General features: G+C 67.1%; 16 protein-coding genes. 10 read left to right on the top strand and 6 right to left on the bottom strand.

Translation table 11 applies throughout. The features are described 5' to 3' along the window. Window positions 1-4: 4 nt before the first annotated feature. The 5 genes from AC1DQR_RS20555 (at window position 5) to AC1DQR_RS20535 (ending at window position 6,487) form a co-directional block, all read left to right on the top strand. Window positions 5-1,273 (top strand): EmrA/EmrK family multidrug efflux transporter periplasmic adaptor subunit, encoded by a 1,269-nt coding sequence (locus tag AC1DQR_RS20555; protein WP_477133691.1) that lies wholly within the window; start codon window positions 5-7, stop codon window positions 1,271-1,273. A 110-nt stretch (window positions 1,274-1,383) separates the two neighbouring features. After that, window positions 1,384-2,949, top strand: a complete 1,566-nt coding sequence (locus AC1DQR_RS20550; protein WP_477133690.1) for a DHA2 family efflux MFS transporter permease subunit — start codon at window positions 1,384-1,386, stop codon at window positions 2,947-2,949. Between the two features lie 219 nt (window positions 2,950-3,168). Beyond that, a complete protein-coding gene (locus AC1DQR_RS20545) occupies window positions 3,169-4,389 on the top strand; it encodes an NnrS family protein (protein ID WP_477133697.1) in 1,221 nt (406 codons plus the stop codon). Between the two features lie 112 nt (window positions 4,390-4,501). Further along, the gene (gene pdxR, locus AC1DQR_RS20540) at window positions 4,502-5,953 is read left to right on the top strand and encodes a MocR-like pyridoxine biosynthesis transcription factor PdxR (RefSeq protein ID WP_477133689.1); all 1,452 of its coding nucleotides are present in this window, start codon (window positions 4,502-4,504) and stop codon (window positions 5,951-5,953) included. Between the two features lie 96 nt (window positions 5,954-6,049). Beyond that, window positions 6,050-6,487 carry a carboxymuconolactone decarboxylase family protein gene (locus AC1DQR_RS20535; RefSeq protein WP_477133688.1) on the top strand — a complete coding sequence of 146 codons (438 nt, stop codon included), beginning with the start codon at window positions 6,050-6,052 and terminating at the stop codon, window positions 6,485-6,487. A 44-nt stretch (window positions 6,488-6,531) separates the two neighbouring features. Here the strand turns inward: AC1DQR_RS20535 and AC1DQR_RS20530 are convergent, their stop codons facing one another. Next, window positions 6,532-7,056, bottom strand: coding sequence for an RrF2 family transcriptional regulator (locus AC1DQR_RS20530; RefSeq protein WP_477133687.1), 525 nt, complete (start codon window positions 7,054-7,056; stop codon window positions 6,532-6,534). Window positions 7,057-7,357: 301 nt separating this feature from the next. Here AC1DQR_RS20530 and AC1DQR_RS20525 point away from each other — a divergent pair, with 301 nt between their 5' ends. After that, window positions 7,358-8,569: a globin domain-containing protein gene (locus AC1DQR_RS20525; protein WP_477133686.1), complete on the top strand. Its 1,212-nt coding sequence runs from the start codon at window positions 7,358-7,360 to the stop codon at window positions 8,567-8,569. Between the two features lie 85 nt (window positions 8,570-8,654). On the opposite strand, the gene AC1DQR_RS20520 is transcribed toward AC1DQR_RS20525, so the two are convergent. Further along, window positions 8,655-10,079, bottom strand: a complete 1,425-nt coding sequence (locus tag AC1DQR_RS20520; protein ID WP_477133685.1) for a heavy metal sensor histidine kinase — start codon at window positions 10,077-10,079, stop codon at window positions 8,655-8,657. Further along, window positions 10,076-10,747, bottom strand: a complete 672-nt coding sequence (locus AC1DQR_RS20515) for a heavy metal response regulator transcription factor (protein ID WP_150985778.1) — start codon at window positions 10,745-10,747, stop codon at window positions 10,076-10,078. The genes AC1DQR_RS20520 and AC1DQR_RS20515 overlap by 4 nt, the downstream gene beginning before the upstream one ends. Window positions 10,748-10,894: 147 nt before the next feature. On the opposite strand from AC1DQR_RS20515, the gene AC1DQR_RS20510 reads away from it, so the two are divergent. From AC1DQR_RS20510 to AC1DQR_RS20495, 4 genes are all read left to right on the top strand, one after another. After that, window positions 10,895-11,536, top strand: coding sequence for a hypothetical protein (locus AC1DQR_RS20510; protein ID WP_150985777.1), 642 nt, complete (start codon window positions 10,895-10,897; stop codon window positions 11,534-11,536). A 61-nt stretch (window positions 11,537-11,597) separates the two neighbouring features. Then, on the top strand, window positions 11,598-12,245 hold the full coding sequence (locus tag AC1DQR_RS20505) for a cytochrome b/b6 domain-containing protein (RefSeq protein ID WP_416048308.1): 648 nt from the start codon (window positions 11,598-11,600) through the stop codon (window positions 12,243-12,245). 29 nt (window positions 12,246-12,274) lie between these two features. Beyond that, window positions 12,275-13,027, top strand: a complete 753-nt coding sequence (locus AC1DQR_RS20500; protein WP_477133696.1) for a molybdopterin-dependent oxidoreductase — start codon at window positions 12,275-12,277, stop codon at window positions 13,025-13,027. 282 nt (window positions 13,028-13,309) lie between these two features. Continuing rightward, the gene (locus tag AC1DQR_RS20495; protein WP_477133684.1) at window positions 13,310-13,603 is read left to right on the top strand and encodes a hypothetical protein; all 294 of its coding nucleotides are present in this window, start codon (window positions 13,310-13,312) and stop codon (window positions 13,601-13,603) included. A 213-nt stretch (window positions 13,604-13,816) separates the two neighbouring features. Here AC1DQR_RS20495 and purL read toward each other — a convergent pair whose 3' ends face one another. The 3 genes from purL to AC1DQR_RS20480 all read right to left on the bottom strand — a co-directional run bounded on the left by purL (window position 13,817) and on the right by AC1DQR_RS20480 (window position 23,947). Next, entirely contained in the window at window positions 13,817-17,863 is a 4,047-nt protein-coding gene (gene purL / locus AC1DQR_RS20490) for a phosphoribosylformylglycinamidine synthase (RefSeq protein WP_416048306.1), read from the bottom strand. A 231-nt stretch (window positions 17,864-18,094) separates the two neighbouring features. After that, window positions 18,095-20,038 (bottom strand): alkyl/aryl-sulfatase, encoded by a 1,944-nt coding sequence (locus AC1DQR_RS20485; protein ID WP_477133683.1) that lies wholly within the window; start codon window positions 20,036-20,038, stop codon window positions 18,095-18,097. A gap of 258 nt (window positions 20,039-20,296) precedes the next feature. Further along, the gene (locus tag AC1DQR_RS20480) at window positions 20,297-23,947 is read right to left on the bottom strand and encodes a hydantoinase B/oxoprolinase family protein (protein ID WP_477133682.1); all 3,651 of its coding nucleotides are present in this window, start codon (window positions 23,945-23,947) and stop codon (window positions 20,297-20,299) included. Window positions 23,948-24,027 lie beyond the last annotated feature (80 nt).

The following is a 24,027-nucleotide window of genomic DNA, read 5'->3' as shown; positions in this document are numbered from 1 at the left end:
CAACATGACCGAAGCAACCCAGACCGAAACCACCGCCGACAGCGACAGCGGCAGCACCGCCCCCGCCAGCAAGATGGCCACCCGCAAGCGCCTGCTCTCCGCGCTGGGCCTGGCCTCCCTGATTGCCGCCGGCGGCTACGCTGGCTACTACTTCACCTACGCCGTGCATCACGAAGACACCGACGACGCCTACGTCAACGGCAACCTCGTGCAGCTCACGCCGCAGGTCAGCGGCACCGTGATCAGCGTCAACGCCGACGACACGCAGATCGTCCAGGCCGGCGAAGCCGTGGTCAACCTCGACCCGGCCGATGCGCAGGTCGCGCTGGGCAACGCCCAGGCTCAGCTCGCGCAAACGGTGCGCCAGGTCAGCGCCCTCTACGTCAACAACAACGTCTACCAGGCCGCGATCCAGCAACGCCAGGCCGACCTGGCCAAGGCCCGCGACGACTTCCAGCGCCGCAGCCAGGTGACGGAAACCGGGGCCGTGTCCGCGGAAGACGTAGCCCACGCCCGCGACGCGGTCAAGACCGCCGAGGCCGCGCTCGAAGCCGCCCGCCAGCAACTTGCCTCCAACCGCACCATGACCGACCAGACCACGGTCGCCGAGCACCCTGCCGTACAGGCCGCCGCCGCCAAGCTGCGCGACGCGCATCTCGCCCTGGCCCGCAACACGCTGCCGGCGCCGGTCACGGGCTATGTGGCGCGCCGCTCGGTGCAGGTCGGCCAGCGCGTAGCCCCGGGCGCGCCGATGATGGCCATCGTCCCGCTGGATGGCGTGTGGGTGGATGCCAACTTCAAGGAAGTACAGCTCCAGCACATGCGAATCGGCCAGCCGGTTGTGCTGCGCGCGGACGTGTACGGCAGCAGCGTGCGCTATCACGGGCGCGTGGTGGGCTTCTCCGCCGGCACCGGCAGCGCGTTTTCGGCGTTGCCGGCCCAAAACGCCACCGGCAACTGGATCAAGGTAGTGCAACGCCTGCCCGCCCGCATCGAGCTCGACCCGGCGGAGCTGCGTGCCCACCCGCTGCAGATCGGCTTGTCGATGCAGGTCGACGTGGACACCAGGGACCGCAGCGGCGCGCAACTCGGCGCGGTCAAGAAAACCACCTACAGCACCAATGTCTACCGTGGCTATGGGGAGCAGGCCGATGCTGAAATCGCTCGCATCATCGCGCTGAACAGCACCTCGGGCGCATCCAGCCAGGGCGCACAGGCCACCGCGGTTGCCGCGAAGACGGCTGAGAAACCGGCCAAAGGTGCTGTCCTGTAATGCGCTGGCAGGATTTTTCTTCGTTATTTATCTGATATATCAGATTCTTAAATAGCAATCAAATCCGGCAAGAGCCGGCCGACACCAGCCAGAGACCCGTCGAGTTCAACATGGAAAACGCCAACACAGCCGAACCGCTCCAGCCCCCGCCGCTTACCGGCGGCAAGCTGGTGCTCGCCACCTTCGCGGTAGCGCTCGCCACCTTCATGAACGTGCTCGACTCGTCGATCGCCAACGTGGCCATTCCCACCATCTCCGGCAACCTCGGTGTATCTGTCGACGAAGGCACGTGGGTCATCACGCTGTTCGCCGCCGCCAACGCGGTATCGATCCCGCTCACAGGCTGGCTGACCCAGCGCATCGGGCAAATCCGCCTGTTCGTCGGCGCCATCCTGTTGTTCGTGCTGGCATCCTGGCTGTGCGGCATTGCGCCCAACCTGCCGACCCTGCTGGCCGCGCGCGTGCTGCAAGGCGCCGTGGCCGGCCCGCTGATTCCGCTATCGCAGGCCATCCTGCTTGGCTCGTATCCCAAGCAACGCAGTTCCACCGCGCTGGCGCTGTGGGCCATGACGGCTACCGTGGGGCCGATTGCCGGCCCGGCGCTGGGCGGCTGGATGACCGACCGCTACTCCTGGTCTTGGATCTTCTACATCAACATTCCCGTAGGCCTGTTCGCCGCCGCCGTCACCTGGATCATCTACCGCTCGCGTGAAACACCGAAGCGCGCGCTGCCAATCGACAAGGTTGGCCTGGCTTCGCTCATCACCTGGGTGGCAGCGCTGCAGATCATGCTCGACAAGGGCAAGGATCTCGACTGGTTCCATTCGTCGCTGATCGTGGGCCTGGGTGTCGTTGCGTTGATCAGCTTTATCTTCTTCGTGATCTGGGAGCTGACCGAGGAACATCCGATCGTCGATCTCAAGCTGTTTGCCGGGCGCAACTTCCTGGGCGGCACCGTGGCAATCTCGGTAGCCTACGGCGTATTCTTCGCCAACCTGGTCCTGCTGCCGCAATGGATGCAGCAGTACCTTGGCTACCCGGCCGTGAATGCCGGCCTGGTGACCGCACCGCTGGGTATCTTCGCCGTAGTACTGGCGCCGGCGCTGGGCAAGATCATGCCGCGCTCCGATGCGCGGGTGCTGGCGACCATGGCCTTTGCCGGCTTCGCCGCAGTGTTCTTCATGCGCTCGGGCTACACCACCACCGTGGACACCTGGACGCTGGTGCTGCCCACGTTGTTGCAAGGCATCCCCACCGCGCTGTTCTTCGTGCCGCTGACCGCGATCATCCTGTCGGGGCTGTCGCCGGACAAGATTCCGGCCGCTGCGGGCCTGTCGAACTTTGCTCGCGTGTTCACCGGCGCGGTAGGGACGTCGCTGGCCAGCACGGCCTGGAACGACCGCAATGTCCTGCACCACTCGCAACTCGCGGAGCAGGCCAGCCAGCACAACCCGGCCTTTGTGCACGCGCTGGAAGCCTTGCAGGCCACGGCCGGCTTCAGCCCTGACCAGGCGATGGCGTTCTTCGAACGCAACCTCACCACGCAAGCCGCCATGCTTGGGTTGAACGATATCTTCTGGATCTCGGGCGTGATCTTCATCGTGATCATTCCGCTGATCTGGTTCACCAAGCCGGCCAAGGGCGGCAATGCTGCCGCTGGTGCGGCCGCGCATTAAAGGCGCGCGGGAGCGTGTCACCTCGTTGACACACCCGTATTTTATGTTGCATTTGAAATACTTGTTTTATAGAATCGTTCACAGGTTGCTGCGCCGCACGATATGCGAGCTCTGTTGGCAAGCGCACGGACAAAGACCTGGAAGCACCTGCAAACACCGACAAACACCAACGGCAATCCGCGTTTCATCCAACCCTTTGCGAGAGGCGTCATGCTGCCCCTGCCACAGACCCGGCCATCTACCCGGCCACCACCTACCCGGCCACCAGCCGGCGCCGGATACCACGGCCACCCCGCGCTTGCGCTTGCGTTCCGGCCCTTCTATCTGCTGGCAGCGGGCTTCGCCGTGGTGGCCATCGGCGTGTGGGCAGCCATCTACCTGGGCTGGTGGCCGTGGCCTGGCGCACAGCCGGCCATCGGCGGCATGCTATGGCATGCGCACGAGATGGTGTTTGGCTTTGCCGCCGCGGTTGTGGCCGGCTTCTTGTTTACCGCCGGCAAGAACTGGACGGGACAGCAGACGCCGCAGGGCTGGCTGCTGGGTAGTCTCGCCGCTGTGTGGATCGCGGCACGCGTGGCGATGTGGACCGGGCCCGCCCCTGCCGCGGCCGTGCTGGACCTCGCCTTCCTGCTGCTGTGCGCCGCCGCCTTCCTGCGCGTGCTGGTGCGCGCCGGCAGCGCGCGCAACTACGGCCTTGCCGCCGCCCTGTTCTTGCTGTGGTTGCTGAACGTGGTGTTCCACCTCGCGATGGCGAGAGGCGCCGTGCACATCGCGCTGCAAAGTGCCGATGCCGGCATCGGCCTGGTCGTCATCTTCATTACCGTGATCGGCGGGCGGGTGATCCCGATGTTCACCGCCAATACCGTGCCCGGCGTACGCATCCGGCGCTCGATGCCGGTGGAGCGCAGCGTGGTGGCGCTGACGCTGGCCGCGATGATCGCTTGCACGCTGGCGCCGCGCGGCATGGCAACCGCAGCCATCGCGCTGCTGGCTGCGCTGGCGCAAGCGCTGCGGCTTGGCGGCTGGCGCTCGTGGCACACGGTGCGCAAGCCGCTGATCGCCATCCTTCACCTGGCGTATGCCTGCCTGCCGCTGGGCCTGGTGCTGCTGGCGGCATCCGCCCTGGGCTGGGCCGACCGCTCGACGGCGCTGCACGCCCTCACCGTGGGCGCGATCGGCTGCGCCATCCTGGGAATGATCACGCGCACCGCGCTGGGCCACACCGGCCGAAAACTGGAAGCGGGTGCGATGGAGAACGCCGCTTACGCGTGCATCGGCCTGGCTGCTGTCGTCCGCGTGATCGGGCCGCTGCTGTTGCCGCAATACAAACCGTTCTGGATCGCCAGCACGGCGGCGCTCTGGATGGCGGCCTTCGCGCTGTACCTGCTGAAGTACGTGCCCTACCTGACCCGGCCCCGGGCCGACGGGCGGGAAGGTTAAGGCTTCCCGCGATGCCCGCCGAACAAGACCACGCTCCCCACGCTTCCCACCTGCCCGCCTCAGCCTGTGGCATCGTGCCGGGCCCGGGTAACCACCAACACAAGATCAAGAGATGGATGTCCATTTGAGCATTCACGGCCGGCAGGGCCTTGCCGGCCAACTCTATCGACAGTTGCGGGCGGGCATCGTCGACGGCCGCCTGGCGCCGGGCGAGAGGCTGCCGTCGACCCGCGACCTTGCCACGCAGCTTGGGGTGTCGCGCAAGACCACGCTCGACGTGTTCGAGCGGTTGATTGCCGAGGGCTACCTGCGCTCCCGCGCCGGCGACGGCACGTTCGTCGCGCACGAGATGACGGGCCTGGCACCATCTCCGTCATCGCTGTCCCCCAGCGCCGGCTCCGGCTCGATCTGGGAGGCGCTGCCCGACACCCTTCCCCATACGCCACCCGGCGCCGCGCCAGCGTTCGACTTCGTGGGCGGCGTCACCGACAAGGGCATGTTTCCCTTCGACAAATGGCGCAGCTGCGTCAGCCACGCGCTACGCGTGCAGGCCCGGGGGCGCGGCAGCTACCGGGATCCCGCCGGCGAGCAGGAATTGCGGCTTGCGGTGTCGCGCTACCTGGCGTTCAGCCGCGCCGTGGTGAGCAACTGGCAGGACGTCATCGTCACGCACGGCGCGCAGCAGGCGATCGACCTGATGGCGCGGGTGGTCATCCGCCCCGGCGACGTGGTGGCGGTGGAGGATCCCGGCTATCCGCCCGCGCGCATTGCGTTTTCCGCGCTGGGCGCGCAGGTGGCTTATGTCCCTGTGGACGCGCAGGGGCTGGTAGTGGACGGCCTGCCGGACAACGCGCGCATTGTCTACGTCACGCCGTCCCACCAGTTTCCGCTGGGCATGGCGATGAGCCTGGAGCGGCGCGTGGCCCTGCTCGAGTGGGCGCAACGCCGTGGCGCGCTGGTGCTGGAGGACGACTACGACGGCGAGTACCGCTTCATGGGCCACCCGGTGGAGTCGCTCAAGAGCCTGGACAAGACAGGGGTGGTGGCGTACGTCGGCACCTTCTCCAAGACGATCTTCCCCGAGTTGCGCATCGGCTACGTGATCCCCCCGGCGCCGCTGGGCACAGCCGTGCGCAGGGCCAAGCAGATCAGCGACTGGCACAGCTGCACCATGACGCAGACGGCGCTGGCCAGGTTCATGCTCGACGGCCACTTCGCCAAGCACCTGCGGCGCATGCGCAAGGAGTACGCCGCACGCCGCGCCGCGTTGCTTGCGCACCTGCAGGGCCCGTTGAGCCCGTGGTTCACGCCCCACGCGCCGGCAGCGGGCATCCACATGGTGGCCCACCTGAAGATGCCGCAAGACGAAACCGCGCTGATCGCGCGCGCCGCCGCCGCATCGGTCGGCCTGTATGGCATTGCGGGCATGTACGGCGGGCAGGCGCCGGTGCCTGGCATCCTGTTTGGCTACGGTGGCATCAGCGTGGCGGACATCCACGCCGGCATGGAGACGCTGGCCGGGGCGCTAGCGGCGGACGGCCCGCCACTGGTTACCTCAAATTAGAGAAAACTGGCTATTTTGCATAGCCAGTCGCCGTCCTATTCTTGTTCCTGTCGCGCCTTCACACCGATGGCGCAAAACGCAAGGCAGGAGCAAACCATGGAACAACGTCTCGACTTCTACAAAGCCAGCCCCGCCGCCATCAAGGCCGTGCTCGGCCTGGAAGAACGCATCGGCAAGAGCGGCCTGGAAAAACCGCTGGTAGAACTGGTGCGCCTGCGCGCCTCGCAGATCAATGGCTGCGCCTATTGCATCGACCTGCACACCACCGATGCGCGCAAGGGCGGCGAGAATGACCGCCGCCTGGCCACCCTGTCGGTCTGGCGTGAAACGCCCTTCTTCACCGACCGCGAGCGCGCCGCCCTGGCCTGGACGGAAGCCGTCACGCTGGTCGCCCAGGATCATGTGCCCGACGCCGTATGGGAAGCGGTTCGCCCCCACTTCGGCGACGCCGAGCTGGTCGACCTGACCCTGCTGATTGCCACGATCAACAGCTGGAACCGCTTCGCCATCTCGTTTCGCAAGACGCCGGCCTGAACCCGGGCCGACCTCGCCAGCCGGGAGACCGGCGCAACGCGGGCTTACTGCTCGCCAGCGTCCTCGGCTGCCGCCTGGGAGGCCTTGGCCTTGCGCGTCACGTTCTTGATCGGGATGCCGGTCAGGGTGGCGGCGCCACCGTCGCCAAATGCCCGCGTGAGCGCCGCAGGCTTCTCCACCAGATCCTGCAGGCTATACGCGTCCAGCACCTCGAAATAAGCCCGCAACGCCGCGGACAACACGCCGCGCAAGCCGCATACGCGGGTGATGATGCAGTGGTTGTCGTCGCCCTGGAAGCACTCCACCAGGTTGAAATCCGACTCCATGGTCCGGATCACTTCGCCCACATTGATCTGCGCAGCCGGCCGGCCCAGCGCGATGCCACCTGCGCGCCCGCGCACCGTATGCAGGAAGCCGGCCTGGCCGAGCTTTTGCACGATCTTGATCAGGTGGTTCTTGGGAATGCCGAACGCATCCGCGATGTGCTGGATGGTGACCAGTTCGCCAGGATGGACCGCCACATAGATCAGGGTCCGCAGACTGTAGTCGGTGTAGTCGGTCAGTCTCATGGAAAAATCCGGTTTGCGGCGATGATGTATGGGGTAGCCAGGATGGGGCTCCGGCAGGTATTGCGCCTCAGTGTGACGGCTGCCGCAGTCTAACATGGACCAAAGATGCATCTTTGCGCGCTGCCGCAAATTTTATGTTGCATTGCAAATGCATGTTTAATAAAATCGGTTTCAAGGCGTCGCCACCTGACTGCGTCCAGGCAGAACCAGGATTGCACCCAGACCGTACGCCGCCACCGCACCACGCTGCGGAGTCATTTTTCTTTTTTGTTGCATTTTCTGCACATCTTTGGAGGTTGCCGTGCTGTCCGAACAATCGAGACCCCTGATCGACGCGAGCGTGCCCGTGCTGCGCGAACATGGCCTGGCCATTACCCAGACGTTCTATCGCAACATGTTTGCCGACCGGCCCGAGCTGACCAACCTGTTCAACATGGGCAACCAGGCTAACGGTTCGCAGCAGCAGTCGCTGGCCTCCGCCGTGTTTGCCTACGCCGCCAACTATGGCGACAACAGCGCCCTGGCTCCGGTGGTCAGCCGCATCGTCCACAAGCACGTCTCGGTTGGCATCAAGCCCAGCCACTACGCCATTGTCGCGCGCCACCTGCTCGGCGCCATCGGCGAAGTGCTCGGCGACGCCGCCACCCCGGCGCTGGTCGCCGCCTGGGACGAAGCCTACTGGCTGCTCGCCGCCGAACTGATCGCCGCGGAAGCCCGCCTCTACGAGCGCGCGCAAACCGGCCCCGATCACCGCCAGCCCGTGCGCATCGTCACGCGCGAAGAACAAAGCGCCGACATCACCGCCTTCACGCTCGAAGCCGTGGGCGGCACCACGCTGGCCGACTTCCTGCCCGGCCAGTACATCTCCGTGGTGGTGGAACTCACCCCCGGCGCCTTCCAGCAGCGCCAGTACAGTTTGTCCGACGCGCCCAACGGCAAGACCTGGCGCATCTCGGTCAAGCGCGACCGCGGCAATGGCGAGGACCTGCCCGCCGGCGCGGTCTCGAATTGGCTGCACGAAAACGCCCGCGAAGGCGACGTGCTGCTGGTCAGCCAGCCCTTCGGCGACTTCGCCCCGCGCATCGAGCCCAGCACCCCCATCGTGCTGCTTTCGGCCGGCGTCGGTGTCACGCCCATGATCAGCGCGCTGAACACCGTCGCGCAGCGCAATCCTTCACGCAAGGTCGTATTCGGCCACGCCGCGCGCATGGCTTCGCACGTGGCGCACCTGAAGGACGTCAAGCATGCCGCCCGCAAGCTGCCCAAGCTGCGCACGCACTTTTTCCTGGAATCCGAGGAGCCGGCGGAATTTCTGGCGCAACCCGCCCTGCCCGGCCGCATGGATATCAATGTGATTCTGGCCGACGAAGATCTTGCGGATGCGGACTTCTACCTGTGCGGGCCGCTGCCGTTCATGCAAGCACAGCGCGCGGCACTGCAGGCGCGTGGCGTGAACGCGGACCGGGTGCACCGGGAGGTGTTTGGCCCGGATCTGCTGGATACCCTGCTGTAACGCTGCTGTCACGCTAGAAACGAGACGGCAATGAAGCGCGCGGGGATCCCGCGCGCACGGCTGGCAGGCGCCAGCCGCCACAAGCTCAGGAAGCCAACCCTTGCTGCCGCGGGAACCGCAGCGCAAACCGCACCAGCCCCGGCGCGGGGCAACTGGCCATCACGCCGCCGCCGTGCAGCACCATGATGGCCTTCACGATGGCCAGGCCGAGGCCGTTGGACTCGGTGACCCGGCTGCGCGCCGCATCGCCGCGATAGAAGCGGTCGAACAGGCGGTCGAGCTGGCCTTGCGGGATGGCCTCGCCCTGGTTTTCCACCGCAACGACGATGCCGTCAGGCTCTTCGGTACTGCTGAGCCGCACCACGCTGCCCGGCGCGCCGTAGCGCACGGCATTGACCACCAGGTTGTTGATGGCGCGGCGGCACAGCAGCGGATTGGCCCAGACCGTGCCGAGTGCCTCCACTTCGAATGTCATCGCCTTCTCGTCCGCCGGCCCTTCGAAATACTCGGCGATCTTGTTGAGCTCGTCAGGCAGCGACACCGGGGCGCGCTCGATAACCAGCCCGGCATGGTCGGCCTGCGCCAGGAACAGGATGTTCTCGGCGATATGGCCGAGCCGGTTCAGCTCCTCCAGGTTGGACTCGAGGACGTCCTGGTATTCCTCCGGCCGGCGCGACTGGCTCAGCGTGACCTGGGTCTGGCCGATCAGCGCGCCCACGGGCGTGCGGATCTCGTGGGCCAGGTCGGCGGAGAACTGGGACAGCCGCTCGTAGCCGTCGGCCAGCCGGTCCAGCATGGCGTTGAACGCGCCGACGAGGCCGCGCAGCTCGGCGGGAGCATCCCGCTCATCCAGGCGCACGGCGAGGCTGGCGGGGCTGATCTCGGCGGCGCGCGCGGCGATGCTGCCTACCGGCTTGAGCCCGCGCCGGATGGCGAAGAAGGCGAGCGCGGTCGCCGCCAGCATGCCGACCAGCGCGGCCAGCACCACGCGGTCACGGTAGGCGGCGAGCATCCGCACTTCGTTGCTCATCGGATGCGCGGCGATCACCTCGACCACGCCGCCGTCCTCGCTGGAGCGCGCCATCGCGGCCGCCCAGTGCACCGGCACGCCGTTGTCCAGCCGGGTGCGCAGGATGCTGGCCGCGCTCAGGCCGGCGCCGTCGCCCGGCGGGGACGCCTCAAGCTTTGCCGGCACCGGCAGGTTGTCCGGGTTGACGTGGATGAACGGCGGCTCGCCCGGCTTGCGGAAAATCAGCACGTCGCGCTCGGCGCCGAGCATGGATTCGAACAGCAAAGGCCGGTCCTTGAGCTCGCCGACGGTGTACACATCGCTGGCCAACCGGCGGAAATGCGCCACGCGCCCGATCAGCTGCAGATCGGCGCGGGCCTCCATCGAGGTCTTGACGGACTGGTAGAAATACGCGCCCAGCGCGCCGATCACCACGCAGGCAATCGCGGCGAACGACAACGTCGTGCGCGCGGTCAGCGAGCGCGAGGACCAGGCTTTCACGCGCCCTCGCCAAAGGTATAGCCGATGCTGCGCACGGTATGGATAAGCTTCTTGTCGAAGGGCTGGTCGACCTTGGCGCGCAGCCGTTTGATGGCCACGTCGACGACATTGGTGTCGCTGTCGAAGTTCATGTCCCACACCTCGGCGGCAATCAGCGTGCGCGACAGCGCCTCGCCCTGGCGCTTGACCAGCAGGTGCAGCAGCAGGAATTCCTTGTTGGTCAGCACGATCTCCACGCCCTGGCGCGTCACCTTGCGGCGCAGGACATCGAGCTTGAGGTCGGCGAATTCGAACAGCTCCGCCTCGCGCACCACGCCACGGCGCAGCAGCGTGCGGATGCGCAGCACCAGCTCGATGAACGAAAACGGCTTGACGAGGTAATCGTCGGCGCCGAGCTCAAGCCCGTGGATGCGGTCGTTGACATGGTCGCGCGCGGTCAGGAAGATCACCGGCAGGTCGCGCCGCGCGCGCAGCGTGCGCATGATTTCCCAGCCGTCGATGCCCGGCAGCATCACGTCGAGCACGACGAGGTCGTAGGCGTGCTCCAGCGCCATGTGCAGACCGTCCGTACCGGTGCGCGCGAGATCCACGGCGTAGCCGCTTTCGCGCAAACCCTTCTTGAGGTAATCGCCGGTCTTGGGGTCGTCTTCGATGACGAGGATGCTCATGATGCGCAAAGCCATTCAACGGTATGCCGCCATTCTAGCGGTGGCCGGAGCCCCGATTTATGACATTTTGGTCATCAAAAAGTCATCCGAGCGACCCGCCCTCTCCCCTAACCTGCATAGCACTTTCCACGCACCAGGAGTTCCAGGATGAAGATCGTTTCGAGCATGTTGACGCGTACCTTGGTGGCCCCGGCGCTGCTCGCCGGCGCCATGTTTGCCGCTGCGCCCGCGGTGCTGGCACAGCCCGCTCCCGCCGCCACGCCGACCGGCGTGCGCGGCACCGTGACCGCCTTCGCCGGCGACACGCTGAAGGTGCGCACACGCTCGGGACAGGACCTGGAAGTGGGCCTGACCAAGGACACCGCGGTGCGCGCGGTGACGCTGGCCAAGGTCGATGAGATCAAGCCCGGCAGCTATATCGGCTCGGCCGCCGTGCCGCAGGCGGATGGCTCGCTCAAGGCACTCGAGGTGCACGTGTTCCCGCCGAGCATGCGCGGCAGCGGCGAAGGCCACCGTGCGTGGGACCTCGGCAAAAACAGCAGCATGACCAACGGCACCGTGGGCAACGTGGTGGTCAGCAACGGCCGCACCATCACCGTGAAGTACCCCGACGGCGAAAAGCGCATCGTGATCCCCAACGACGTGCCCATCGTCAACCTGGAACCCGGCGACCGCTCCTTGCTGGTCCCCGGCGCGCATATCGTGCTGTTTGCCAGCAAAGGCGCCGACGGCGGGCTGACCGCGCGCTTTATCTCGGCCGGCAAGCAAGGCGTCGTGCCGCCGATGTAAGACCCGCCCGGGCCGGCGCCGTCCGGCCTGGAACCTTGCTGTCCCGCCAACGTTCCCCGTCATGCGCAAGCTCCCCTCCTCCGCGTCCGCGCGGCGCGCCATCGTCCATCCGCTGGTCGTGCGCGCCACGCACTGGATCAACGCCTTCGCCATGGCCTGCATGGTGATGAGCGGCTGGGCGATCTACAACGCCTCGCCGCTGTTTCCCTTCAAATTTCCGGCCTGGGCGACGGTGGGCGGCTGGCTGGGCGGCTCGATCGCATGGCATTTCGCGGCCATGTGGCTGCTGGCCGCCAATGGCCTGGTCTACCTGGCTTATGGCCTCGCCACGCGGCATTTCCGGCGCCACTTCCTGCCGCTGAGCGCGCGCGGCGTCCTGCGTGACGCGTCGCTTGCCATCCGGCTGCGCCTGCCGCATCGGCCCGGCGCCTACAACGCGGTGCAGCGGCTGATGTATGTGGCGGTGCTGCTGCTGGGCGTGCTGGTGGTGGCATCCGGGCTGGCCATCTGGAAGCCCGTGCAGCTGGACTGGCTGGCGACGCTGTTTGGCGGGTTCGACACGGCGCGCCACGTGCATTTCCTTGCCATGGCGGGGATCGTGGGTTTTGTGGTGATTCACCTGGCGCTGGTCATCCTGGTGCCGGCCACCTTGTTGCCAATGTTGACTGGACGCGCCGGGCGCGCTGGCCATGGAGATGTCGAAGCATGAGCGCCCCCAACGATGACAAGCGGATCGTCATGCCGGCCTCGGAGCCGCCAAGCGCGGCTGATTTCAAGCCCCAGCTCGTGCAGCTCCAGCGGCGCCTGTTGCTGCGCTCCTCGCTGTCGCTAGGCGCCCTGTCCATGCTGGCGGGCTGCACCTTGCAGGATGGCGACGCCGTGGACAAGGTGCTGTGGTCAATGTCGCACTGGAACGATCGCGTGCAGGCCTGGCTGTTCAACCGCAACCGGCTCGCCCCCACCTACGCCCGCAGCCAGATCACGCAGCCCTTCCCGTTCAACGCCTTCTATCCTGAGTACGACGTGCCGGAGGTCGACGGTGCCGGCTACCGCCTCGAAGTCTCCGGGCTCGTCGCCGACAAGCGCGCATGGAGCCTGGCGCAACTGCGCGCGCTGCCGCAGGCGGGGCAGATCACGCGGCATATCTGCATCGAAGGCTGGAGCGCGATCGGCGAATGGCGCGGCGTTGCGCTGCGCACCTTCCTGGAACGCATCGGCGCGGACACCACCGCCCGCTATATCGGCTTCAAATGCGCGGACCGCTATTACTCCAGCCTCGACATGGAAACCGCGCTGCACCCGCAAACCATGCTGGCGCTGGATTTTGGCAGCGAGCCGCTGCCCGCCCGGTATGGCTACCCGCTCAAGCTGCGGGTGCCGACCAAGCTCGGCTTCAAGAACCCCAAGCATATCGCCGCGCTCTTCGTGACCAACGAGAATCCGGGCGGTTACTGGGAAGACCAGGGGTATAACGGGTTCAGCGGGCTGTAGGACAAGAAAGCCCCGCCGCCGGCAAGTGACGAACTCCGGGTGATGCACTGTATGCCGGGCACCAAACATGGTGTGTGGTGTGCGTGCTGCCGCACTCACAAAGCGCGCGGAGCATTCCCACCGCCGCCGCACATGGGTAATATCAAGGCCATGCGCGCCACCACCACCCTGGCCGGCGCGCAGCCTGGATAGCGCAAGCCCGCCAGATCTCCCACAGCGGGCACCGGCACGCGAACGAGGGAGACCATGGCTTCAGTGGCATCAGTGGTTTCAGTGGCATCAGTGGCATCAGCGGCAACAGGCGGCAGCCCCTACCGGCAACTTTGGCACCTCACATCCGAAGGATGGGGCTACTGCGCGCTCGGCACCTTCAGCCACGATGGCCTGCCCCCGGAATGGCGCGCCGTGCTGCCCATGCTGCCGCTGCGCGACCGCTACTCCCCCGTGAAAGCCGCGCGCATGGTGCTGGTCACCATGCAGATCCGCGGCGCGGCGCCGGCATCGGCCAGGCAATCGGATCCACAGCGGCCGTTGTATTACGTTTATCAGGCCTGGAGTACACGGCGGGTGGCTTGAGCGGGAAAACCACGGGCTTCGCTTGCAGTGGCTCCTAGCTAAGCCGCCCCTCTCCCCGGCCCTCTCCCTCGGAGGGGAGAGGGAGAGACAGCCGTCGTCATAGCACTCGGCTTTGGCCCGTTCCCCGGCTTCGGCAAATGCCCCGACCAGAAAAGACAAAAGCCCGCGCGAAGCGGGCTTTTCCTTTCTACAGCGTGAAGAACAGCAGGCCGTTCAGCCCACCCACTTGCGCGCGTTGCGGAACATGCGCATCCACGGGCTGCCGCCATCTTCCACCTGCTTCCAGGCGTCCGGCGCCCAGCTCATGGTGGCGGTGCGGAACACGCGCTCCGGGTGCGGCATCAGCACGGTGAAGCGGCCATCGGTGGTGGTCACCGAGGTAATGCCGTCCGGCGAGCCATTCGGGTTCAGCGGGTAGGTTTGCGTCGGCGCGCCGTGGTTGTCCACGAAACGCAGCGCCACCTGGGCCTGGCTCTTGTCGCCTTGCTGCGAGAAGTCGGCGAAGCCTTCGCCGTGCGCCACCACGATGGGGATGCGGCTGCCTTCCATGCCAGCGAAGAAGATCGACGGCGAGGATTGCACTTCCACGGTGACGTAGCGCGCTTCGTACTGTTCCGACTGGTTACGGGTGAACTTGGGCCATGCGCCCGCGCCGGGGATGATCGGGGCGAGGTTGCTCATCATCTGGCAGCCGTTGCACACGCCCAGCGCGAAGGTGTCCTGGCGGTTGAAGAAGGCCGCGAACTGCTCGGCCATCTGCGCGTTGAACAGGATGGTCTTGGCCCAGCCTTCGCCGGCGCCCAGCACGTCGCCGTAGCTGAAGCCGCCGCAAGCGACAAAGCCGGAGAAGTCGGCCAGGTTGGCGCGCCCGGCGATCAGGTCGCTCATGTGGACGTCGTGCGTGTCGAAGCCGGCGCGGTCCATGCTGTACGCCATTTCGATCTGCGAGTTGACGCCCTGCTCGCGCAGGATCGCCACGCGCGGACGCGCGCCTGTGGCCACGAACGGTGCGGCGATGTCTTGTGCCGGATCGAAAGTCAGCACCGGCGAGATGCCCGGGTCCGCCGCGTCGAGCACGCGATCGTATTCGCTGTCGGCGCAAGCCGGGTTGTCGCGCAGGCGCGCGATGCGCCAGCTGACTTCGCTCCAGGTGCGCTGCAGCTCGCTGCGCGCGGCGCCGAAGACCTTCTTGGCGTCTCGGTAGATCTCGATCTGGTCGGTGGCATTGGGCTTGCCCACCACATGGCTGCAGGCCGACAGGCCAACTTCGCGCAGCACGGCGAACACGGCATCGCGCTCTTCCTGGCGTACCTGGATCACCGCGCCGAGCTCTTCCGAGAACAGCGCGCGCAGGGTCTGCTCGTCGCGGCGGCCGGAGATTTGCTGCGCCCAGTTCTTGGCGTCGCCGAAGTCCTGCTCCTGCACGGGGTCCAGCGCCAGCATGTCGACGTTGAGCGACAGGCCGCAATGGCCGGCAAAGGCCATTTCGGCCAGCGCTGCCATGAAGCCACCGTCGGAGCGGTCGTGGTAAGCCAGCAGCTTGCCGTCGCGGTTCAGGCGCTGGATCACGTTGAAGAAGTTCTTCAGGTCTTCGGCGCTGTCCACGTCCGGCGTGGTGTCGCCAACCTGCTGCGTCACCTGGGCCAGGATGCTGCCGCCCAGGCGGTTCTTGCCACGGCCGAGGTCGATGGCGATCAGCACGCTGTCGCCCGCATCGGTGCGCAGTTGCGGGGTCAGGGTGCGGTCGGTGTCATCCACGGCGGCAAACGCCGAGATGATCAGCGAGACCGGCGCGACCACTTCCTTGTCGACGCCGTCGTCCTGCCACTTGGTGCGCATGGACAGCGAATCCTTGCCCACCGGGATGCTGATGCCCAGCGCCGGGCACAGTTCCATGCCGACCGCGTGCACGGTGTCGTACAGCTTGGCGTCTTCGCCGTCTACGCCGCAGGCGGCCATCCAGTTAGCGGACAGCTTGACCTTGCCCAGGTCCTTGACCGGCGCGGCGGCCAGGTTGGTCAGCGCCTCGCCGATGGCCATGCGGCCCGAGGCGGGGGCGTTGATCACGGCCAGCGGCGTGCGCTCGCCCATGGTCATGGCTTCGCCGGCGCGGCCCTTGTAGTCGAGCGTGGTCACCGCCACGTCGGCCACCGGCACCTGCCAGGGGCCGACCATCTGGTCGCGCGCGTTCATGCCGCCAACCGTGCGGTCGCCGATGGTGATCAGGAACGACTTGCTGGCCACGGTCGGGTGGCGCAGCACATCGCGCACGGCCTTGTCCAGCGCGATGCCGGTCACGTCCACCGGGGGCAGGCTTTGCGCCACGTGCTTGACGTCGCGGTGCATGCGCGGCGGCTTGCCCAGCAGCACGTCCATCGGCATGTTCACGGCATAGTGTTCCTTGAGCGCCGCGTCGACATGCGCATCGACCAGTTGCAGCTGCTGCTCTTCGGTGGCGATGCCCACCACGGCAAACGGCGAACGCTCGCGCTGGCACATGGTCTGGAACAGCGGGAAGGACTCCGGCGCCACCGCCATCACATAGCGTTCCTGCGACTCGTTGCACCAGATCTCGGCCGGGCTCATGCCCGACTCTTCCAGGTGCACCTGGCGCAGGTCGAAGCGCGCGCCGCGGCCCGCGCCGTCCACCAGCTCGGGGAAGGCATTGGAGATGCCGCCCGCGCCCACGTCGTGGATCGACAGGATGGGATTGTCGTCGCCGAGCTGCCAGCAGGCGTTGATGACTTCCTGCGCGCGCCGCTCCATTTCCGGGTTGCCGCGCTGGACCGAATCAAAGTCCAGGTCGGCGGTATTGGTGCCGGTCGCCATCGAGCTGGCGGCGCTGCCGCCCATGCCGATGCGCATGCCCGGGCCGCCCAGCTGGATCAGCAGCGAGCCGGCCGGCAGCGCCTTCTTGTGCGTGTGGCCGGCGTCGATGTTGCCGATGCCGCCGGCGATCATGATCGGCTTGTGATAGCCGCGCACGGTGCCGCCCACGTTTTGCTCGTAGACGCGGAAGTAACCGCCCAGGATGGCGCGGCCGAATTCATTGTTGAACGCGGCGCCGCCGAGCGGGCCTTCGGTCATGATTTGCAGCGGCGAGGCGATGCGGTCCGGCTTGCCGGTCACGCTCACCTTGTCGTCCGGGTTGCGGTGCGCCACCGGCTGGGCCGCGTCACGCGCGTTTTCCCAGCCTTCCACGGCGTCGGGCAGCATCAGGTTGGAGACCGTGAAGCCGGTCAGGCCAGCCTTGGGCTTGCCGCCACGGCCGGTGGCGCCTTCGTCGCGGATTTCACCGCCGGCGCCGGTGGAGGCCCCGGGGAACGGCGAGATGGCGGTCGGGTGGTTGTGCGTCTCCACCTTCATCAGCGTGTGGGTCAGCGCCTCATGGCGGCCGTACTTCTGCTCGGTGCCGCGCGGGAACCAGCGCTCAGCCACATCGCCTTCCATCACCGCGGAGTTGTCCGAGTACGCCACGATCGACCCTTGCGGGTTGAGCTGGTGGGTATTGCGGATCATGGCGAACAGGGATTTGTCCTGCTGCACGCCGTCGATGGTCCAGGTGGCGTTGAAGATCTTGTGGCGGCAGTGCTCGCTGTTGGCCTGCGCGAACATCATCAGCTCGACGTCGGTCGGGTTGCGCTCCAGCTTGGCGTAGGCGTCGACCAGGTAGTCGATCTCGTCTTCCGACAGGGCCAGGCCCATTTCGGTATTGGCTTGCGCCAGCGCGGCGCGGCCACCGGAGATGTCGATGAAGCGCAGCGGCTTGGCCGGCAGTTCCTGGAACAGGCCGGCGGCGTCTTCACGCGAAGCCACCACGCTTTCGGTCATGCGGTCGAACAGGTGGGCAGCCACCGCGGCGCGCGTGCCGGCATCCAGCGTCTTGCGCCCGCGCAGCAGGCCCTTCTTGCAGATCACGGTGATCTCGATGCCGCGCTCGATGCGGTGTACGTGCTCGAAGCCGCAGTTGTGCGCGATGTCGGTCGCCTTGCTGGCCCACGGCGAGATGGTGCCGAAGCGCGGAATCACCACAAAGCGATCACCGTCGGTTTGTGCCTCGAAAGGCGCGCCATAGGTCAACAGCGCGGCGATGCGGGCGCTGTCGTCTTGCGATAGCGGCACGTCGGTGTCGACAAAGTGCAGGAACTGGCCGTGCACCGACTCGATGTCGGCGTCGATCTGCTTGAGGGCGGTGAGCAGGCGTTGCTGGCGAAAGGCGGAAAGCGCCAATGCACCGGGGAAGCACGAGAAATGCGCCATGGTCTGAGCGGTCGGGAGGGCAGGAGGTAGGGGCTGCTACCGGCCGGCGCCGCTGGTTGGGGCGCCGTGCTGGCGGGAAACCGGGATTATACCTTGTCGAGAGGGGGTTCCCGCGTTGCAGCAGAGGTGGCTCGACAGACAAAGGCGGCGGCGGCCCGGACAAGCTCCGCAGCCATCACGCGGGCCGGGCGACATCCGGGCCAATTGCGCCTCACAAGCCACTTAAATCACCTAAACCCAATCCGGCCAGGGCGCCGCGTCCACCACCGGGAAGCTGCCGCTGAACTGGTCCAGCAAGCCCATGAAGCGCGGCAGCAGCGACGCGTCGCCGCGCAGCGTGAGCCGGCCTTGCGCCACGGCCTCGGCCGCCGTCCAGCGCTGGGTCAGGATGGCGTCGAGCGTGTCGCGGCTGGTCTCGATGACCACGTCCGCCGTGTCCGCCACATCGGCCACCACATCGGCCGCCTCCACCTGCAGGCTGCTCAACGCGCAGTTGGACAGCGTGCTCACCCAATGCTCGCCGCTGTCGGTGAACTGCCAGCCGATCTGGCACGCCATGCCCTGCGCGCGCTGGCCGTGGATGCGCACCGCCAGCGCGTCGAACAGCAGCTCGTTGCTCATCGCGCCCATCAGCGCGTTGGCCGGCGGCCCCTGCGGATTAGCCTGCGGCGGCCCTTCGCGATACTCGCGCGCGGCCAGCAGGTAGGCATTGCGCCACGTCGCCGATTCGGCCTGGAAGCCCATCTGCTCCAGCGCGCTGGCCGCCAGCTCGCGCGCCTCGGCATGCGCGGGATGCGCGTAGACCGCGTGCTTGAGCACCTCGGCCACCCAGCGGAACTCACCGCGCTCGTAGTCGGCGCGGGCCTTGGCCATCACGGCGTCGATGCCGCCCATGTATTCCAGGTGCTTGCGCGCGGCGGCCACCGGCGGCAGCGCATGCAGGTTGGCCGGATGCGCGTCGTACCAGCTCAGGTAGTGCTGCACGATCGCCTTGACGTTGTGCGACACGGTGCCGTAGTAGCCGCGCGTGTGCCAGCGCCTGGCCAGCGACTCCGGCAGTTGCAGCCCTTCGGCGATCTCGCCGGCCTTCAGGCCATGGCTCATCAGCCGCACGGTCTGGTCGTGCAGCACGCGGTACAGGTCGCGCTGCTCGGACAGGAAGCGCCGGGCGCGCTCCGCGCCCCAGGTCGGCCAGTGATGCTGGGCCAGCACCACCTCGGTACGCGGGCCGTAGCGGCGCAGCGCGCGGTGCAGGTACTTGGACCACGCCAGCGCGTCGCGCACCTTGGCGCCACGCAGCGGGCACAGGTTGTGCAAGTTGTGGGTAGCGTTCTCGGCCAGGTTGAGCGCGCCCTCGGACGGGATGAAGAGGTGCATCTCGGAGGGCGCCTCGGTCTCTGGCGTGAGCTGGAACTCGATCTCCAGCCCGTCGATCACGTGGATCTCGTGCTCGGCCTCGATCGACCGCGTTGGCGCGATCAGCGTCGAGCGGCCCATTGGCAGCGTCTTGCCCAGGCCGGCATCCACCTGCGCTGCCGGCCCTTTGGCCAACGTGTGGCCAAACTGGAACTGCGCGCGGCGCGCCATGGCCACGCCGCCGATCACGTTCTCGGCGATGGCGTGGTGCATAAAGCCGGAGGGCGCGATCACCTGGACCCGCCCGGCGCGCACGTCGGCCTCGTCAACCAGCCCCGCCACGCCGCCAAAGTGGTCGGCGTGGCTGTGGCTGTAGATCACGGTGTGCAACGTGCGGTTGCCGCGATGCGCCCGGTACAGCGCGAGCGCCGCTGCGGCGGTCTCCGGGCAGGTCAGCGCGTCCAGCGCGATCACGCCGGTGTCGCCTTCGATAAAGGTGATATTGGCGATATCGAATCCGCGCACCTGGAAGATGCGCGGCGTGACCTGGAACAGGCCGTGGATGCGGTTCAGGCGCGCCTGCCGCCACAGGCTGGGGTTGACGGTATCCGGCGCCTCGGCGGCGTCGAGAAAGCCGTAGGCCTCCATGCTCCACACGCCGTGCCCGTTGCCGCGCGCCACCTTGGCATTGGGGATGGTGCCGACAAAGCCGCGCTGCGCGTCTTCCCAGTCCTGCTCGTCGTGCTCAGGCAACTCGCGCGCCAGCAGGCGATGAAAATCAGCCGTGGCCGCGTGGGCACAGCTTGCGTTGTCCTGCATGGGGTCTCCTTGGTGGCGCGTTGACGATGCTCAGGTAAGCCAACCGCGCCGCCAATCGCGGCATCAGCGGCGCCGGGATCGGTCAGCACAGCGTGAATCGGCACGCCATGCCATGGACGATCGAACGCAACCCGCTTGTGAGCGCAAAGGGCGGTTTCGCCGCGATGGGCATGGCGCGAATAACCTGAACAGGAATTGGGGTTTCATTCTTTGTCGCACCCTGCGTTCACGTTATCGGTAAAAACCCTCGCCACGCCCTTACACCTTGCCGTAGCCCCCGCCTCCCGGCGTTTCCACCACGAAGACATCGCCCGCTTTCATCTCGCAACGCCCGACATGGCCCAGCGCTTGCTCGCTCCCGTCACCCCGCACCACGTAGTTGCGGCCCATCGCGCCGGGCTCGCCGCCGGCCATGCCGAACGGCGCGTGCAAGCGGTTGTTGGACAAGATCGACGCCGTCATCGGCTCCAGGAAGCGCACCTTGCGAATGCCGCCGTTGCCGCCGTGCCACTGCCCCGCGCCACCCGAGCCGGGCCGGATCTCATAGCTCTCCAGCCGCACCGGGAAGCGCCATTCCAGCACCTCGGGGTCGGTCAGGCGCGAGTTGGTCATATTGGTCTGCACCACGTCGCAGCCGTTGAAACCCTGCCCCGCGCCGCTGCCGCCGGAGATGGTCTCGTAGTACTGGTAGCGCGCGTTGCCGAACGTGAAATTGTTCATGGTGCCCTGGCTGGCCGCCACCACGCCCAGCGCGCCATACAGCGCGTTGGTGATGCACGATGACGTTTCCACATTGCCCGACACCACCGAGGCCGGATAGCGCGGATTGAGCATGGAGCCTTCGGGGATGATCACGTTGATCGGCTTGAGGCAGCCGGCATTGAGCGGAATGTCCTCGTTGACCAGCGTGCGGAACACGTAGAGCACGGCCGCCATGCAGACCGCACGCGGCGCGTTGAAGTTGTTGGGCAGTTGCGCCGAAGTACCGGTGAAGTCCACCACGGCTTCGCGTCTGGCCTGATCCACGGTCACGCGTACCTGGATTTGCGCGCCATTATCCAGCGGGTAGCGGTAGGCGCCGTCCTTCAGCGCGGTGATGACCCGGCGCAYGGCTTCCTCGGCGTTGTCCTGCACATGGCCCATATAGGCGCGCACCACCGGCAGGCCGAACTGCACCACCATCTTGCGCAGCTCTTCCACGCCCTTGGCGTTGGCCGCCACCTGGGCGCGCAGGTCGGCCATGTTCTGGTCGATATTGCGGGCCGGGTAGCGCGCGCCCGCCAGCAGTGCGCGCATGCCGGCATCGTCGAGCACACCGGCCTTCACCAGCGGAAAGTTGTCGATCATCACGCCCTCTTCCTCCACCACCGTGGAGTCCGGCGGCATCGAGCCCGGCGTGATGCCGCCGATATCCGCATGGTGGCCGCGCGAGCCAACGTAGAAGAGGATCTCCGCGCCAGCCTCGTCGAAGACCGGCGTGATCACCGTCACGTCCGGCAGATGCGTGCCGCCGTTGTACGGGTCGTTGAGCACGTAGACATCGCCATCGGCCATGTGCCCGGTGTTGCGCGCGATCACCGTCTTGATGCTCTCGCCCATCGAGCCCAGGTGCACCGGCATGTGCGGGGCATTGGCGATCAGGTTGCCGCCGGCATCGAAGATGGCGCAGGAGAAGTCGAGCCGTTCCTTGATGTTGACCGAGTACGCCGTGTTCTGCAGCCGCTGGCCCATCTGCTCGGCGATCGACATGAACAGGTTGTTGAACACTTCCAGCATGACCGGATCGGCGTCGGTGCCCATGGCGCGCCGCTGGGGACGCGGCACGGCGCGGGTCAGCACCAGGTGGTCGCGCGCGGTCAGCTCAGCCTGCCAGCCGGGCTCGACCACCGTGGTGGCGTTGCGCTCGGCGATGATGGCGGGGCCCGGCAGCACGTCGCCGGGGCGCAGCGTATCGCGCGGAAACAGGCGGGTGTCGTGCCAGGCGCCGCCGCTGAACACGCGCACCAGTTCCGCCGGTACGGGGCCGCCGGAGCGCAGCTGCGCGTCGGGCAGTTTCTCCTCGGGCGGCTCGCTGCTGCCGATGGCTTCCACCGACAGGGCTTCCACGACCAGCGGCTTGCCCTGCATCAGGAAGGCATAGCGCTGGCGGTACGCGGCATCGAACGCCGCCTGCATGGCAGGTAAGGTGCCGAACGGCACCACCAGCGCCGAATCCGTGCCCTCATAGCGCAGGTGCGCACGACGCACCACATCGATCTGCGCCTCGGCGACTTCCTGCTCCAGCAGTTCCTGCCGCGCTTCGCTTGCCAGCGCGTCGAGCGTGGCCTGCAACGCGGGCAATGCGCTGTCGTCCAGGCGCGTCTCCACGGCGCGCTCGCGCATGGCGGTGCGGTCGGCCAGGCCCATGCCGTAGGCCGACAACACGCCCGCCAGCGGATGCACGAACACGGTCTGCATGCCGAGGGCGTCCGCCACCAGGCAGGCGTGCTGCCCGCCGGCGCCGCCGAAGGTGGTCAGTGTGTAGCCGGTCACGTCGTGGCCGCGCTGCACGGAGATCTGCTTGATGGCATTGGCCATATTGCCGACCGCGATCTCGATGAAGCCTTCAGCCACCTGCTCGGCGCTGCGTTGATCGCCAGTCGCGTCTGTTACCGCCTGCGCCAGCGCCGCGAACCTGGCCACCACCGTGTCGCGGTCCAGCGCGGCATCGGCGCGTGGGCCGAACACCGCGGGGAAATGCCGCGGCTGGATCTTGCCGAGCATGACATTGCAGTCGGTCACCGCCAGCGGGCCGCCGCGCCGGTAGCTCGCCGGCCCCGGGTTGGCGCCGGCCGAATCGGGGCCGACGCGGAAACGGCTACCGTCGAAATGCAGGATGGAGCCGCCGCCAGCGGCCACCGTGTGGATGCTCATCATGGGCGCGCGCATGCGCACGCCCGCCACGCTGGTCTCGAACACGCGCTCGAAATCGTTGGGATGATCGCCGTTGAAGTGCGAGACATCGGTCGACGTACCACCCATGTCGAAGCCGATGATGCGCCCGAAGCCCGCGCTCTGCGACGAGCGCACCATGCCGACGATGCCGCCGGCCGGGCCGGACAGGATGGCGTCCTTGCCCTGGAAGCGGTGCGCATCGGTCAGGCCGCCGCTGCTCTGCATGAACTGCAGGCGCACGCCCGGCATCTGCTGCTCCACTTGCCCGACATAGCGGCGCAGGATCGGCGACAGGTAGGCGTCCACCACCGTGGTGTCGCCACGCGAGACCAGCTTCATCAGTGGCGACACCTGGTGCGAGACGGAAATCTGCGTAAAGCCGGTCTCGCGGGCGATCCGCGCGGCAGCCTGCTCGTGCGCCGCCTGGCGGTAGCCGTGCAGGAACACGATGGCGATGGCGCGGATGCCGCTGCCGAACACGCGCAGCATATCGGCGCGCAGCGCGGCTTCGTCGAGCGGCGTCACCGTTTCGCCCTGCGCATCCAGGCGCTCGCCCACCTCCACCACTTCGCGGTAGAGCAGCTCCGGCAGCACGATGTTCAGGTCAAACAGGCGCGGCCGGTTCTGGTAGGCGATGCGCAGCGCATCGCGAAAGCCGCGCGTGATGAACAGCGCCACCGGCTCGCCCTTGCGCTCCAGCAAGGCATTGGTCGCAACCGTGGTGCCCATCTTCACGACCTCCACCTGCGCCGGCGTGACCGGCTCGCCCGGCGCCAGCCCCAGCAAGTGGCGGATGCCGGCCACGGCGGCATCGCTGTACTGCTCCGGGTTCTCGGACAACAGCTTGTGCGTGACCACCATGCCGTCCGGCCGGAGCCCGACCACATCGGTGAAGGTGCCACCGCGATCGATCCAGAATTGCCAGCGGCGACGGTCCGAAACAACGGCAGCGGAGGATGGCAGCGACTGCGGCATACGGGGGCTTCCTTCTAGGGCGTGATGGAGATGTCGGGCAAAAAATCGGGCGGTCATGCGGCAGCGCGGCCGGGGCGCAG

Source organism: Cupriavidus sp. 05L411, from assembly GCF_056398045.1.
This window is presented reverse-complemented; position numbering and strand designations above follow the sequence as displayed.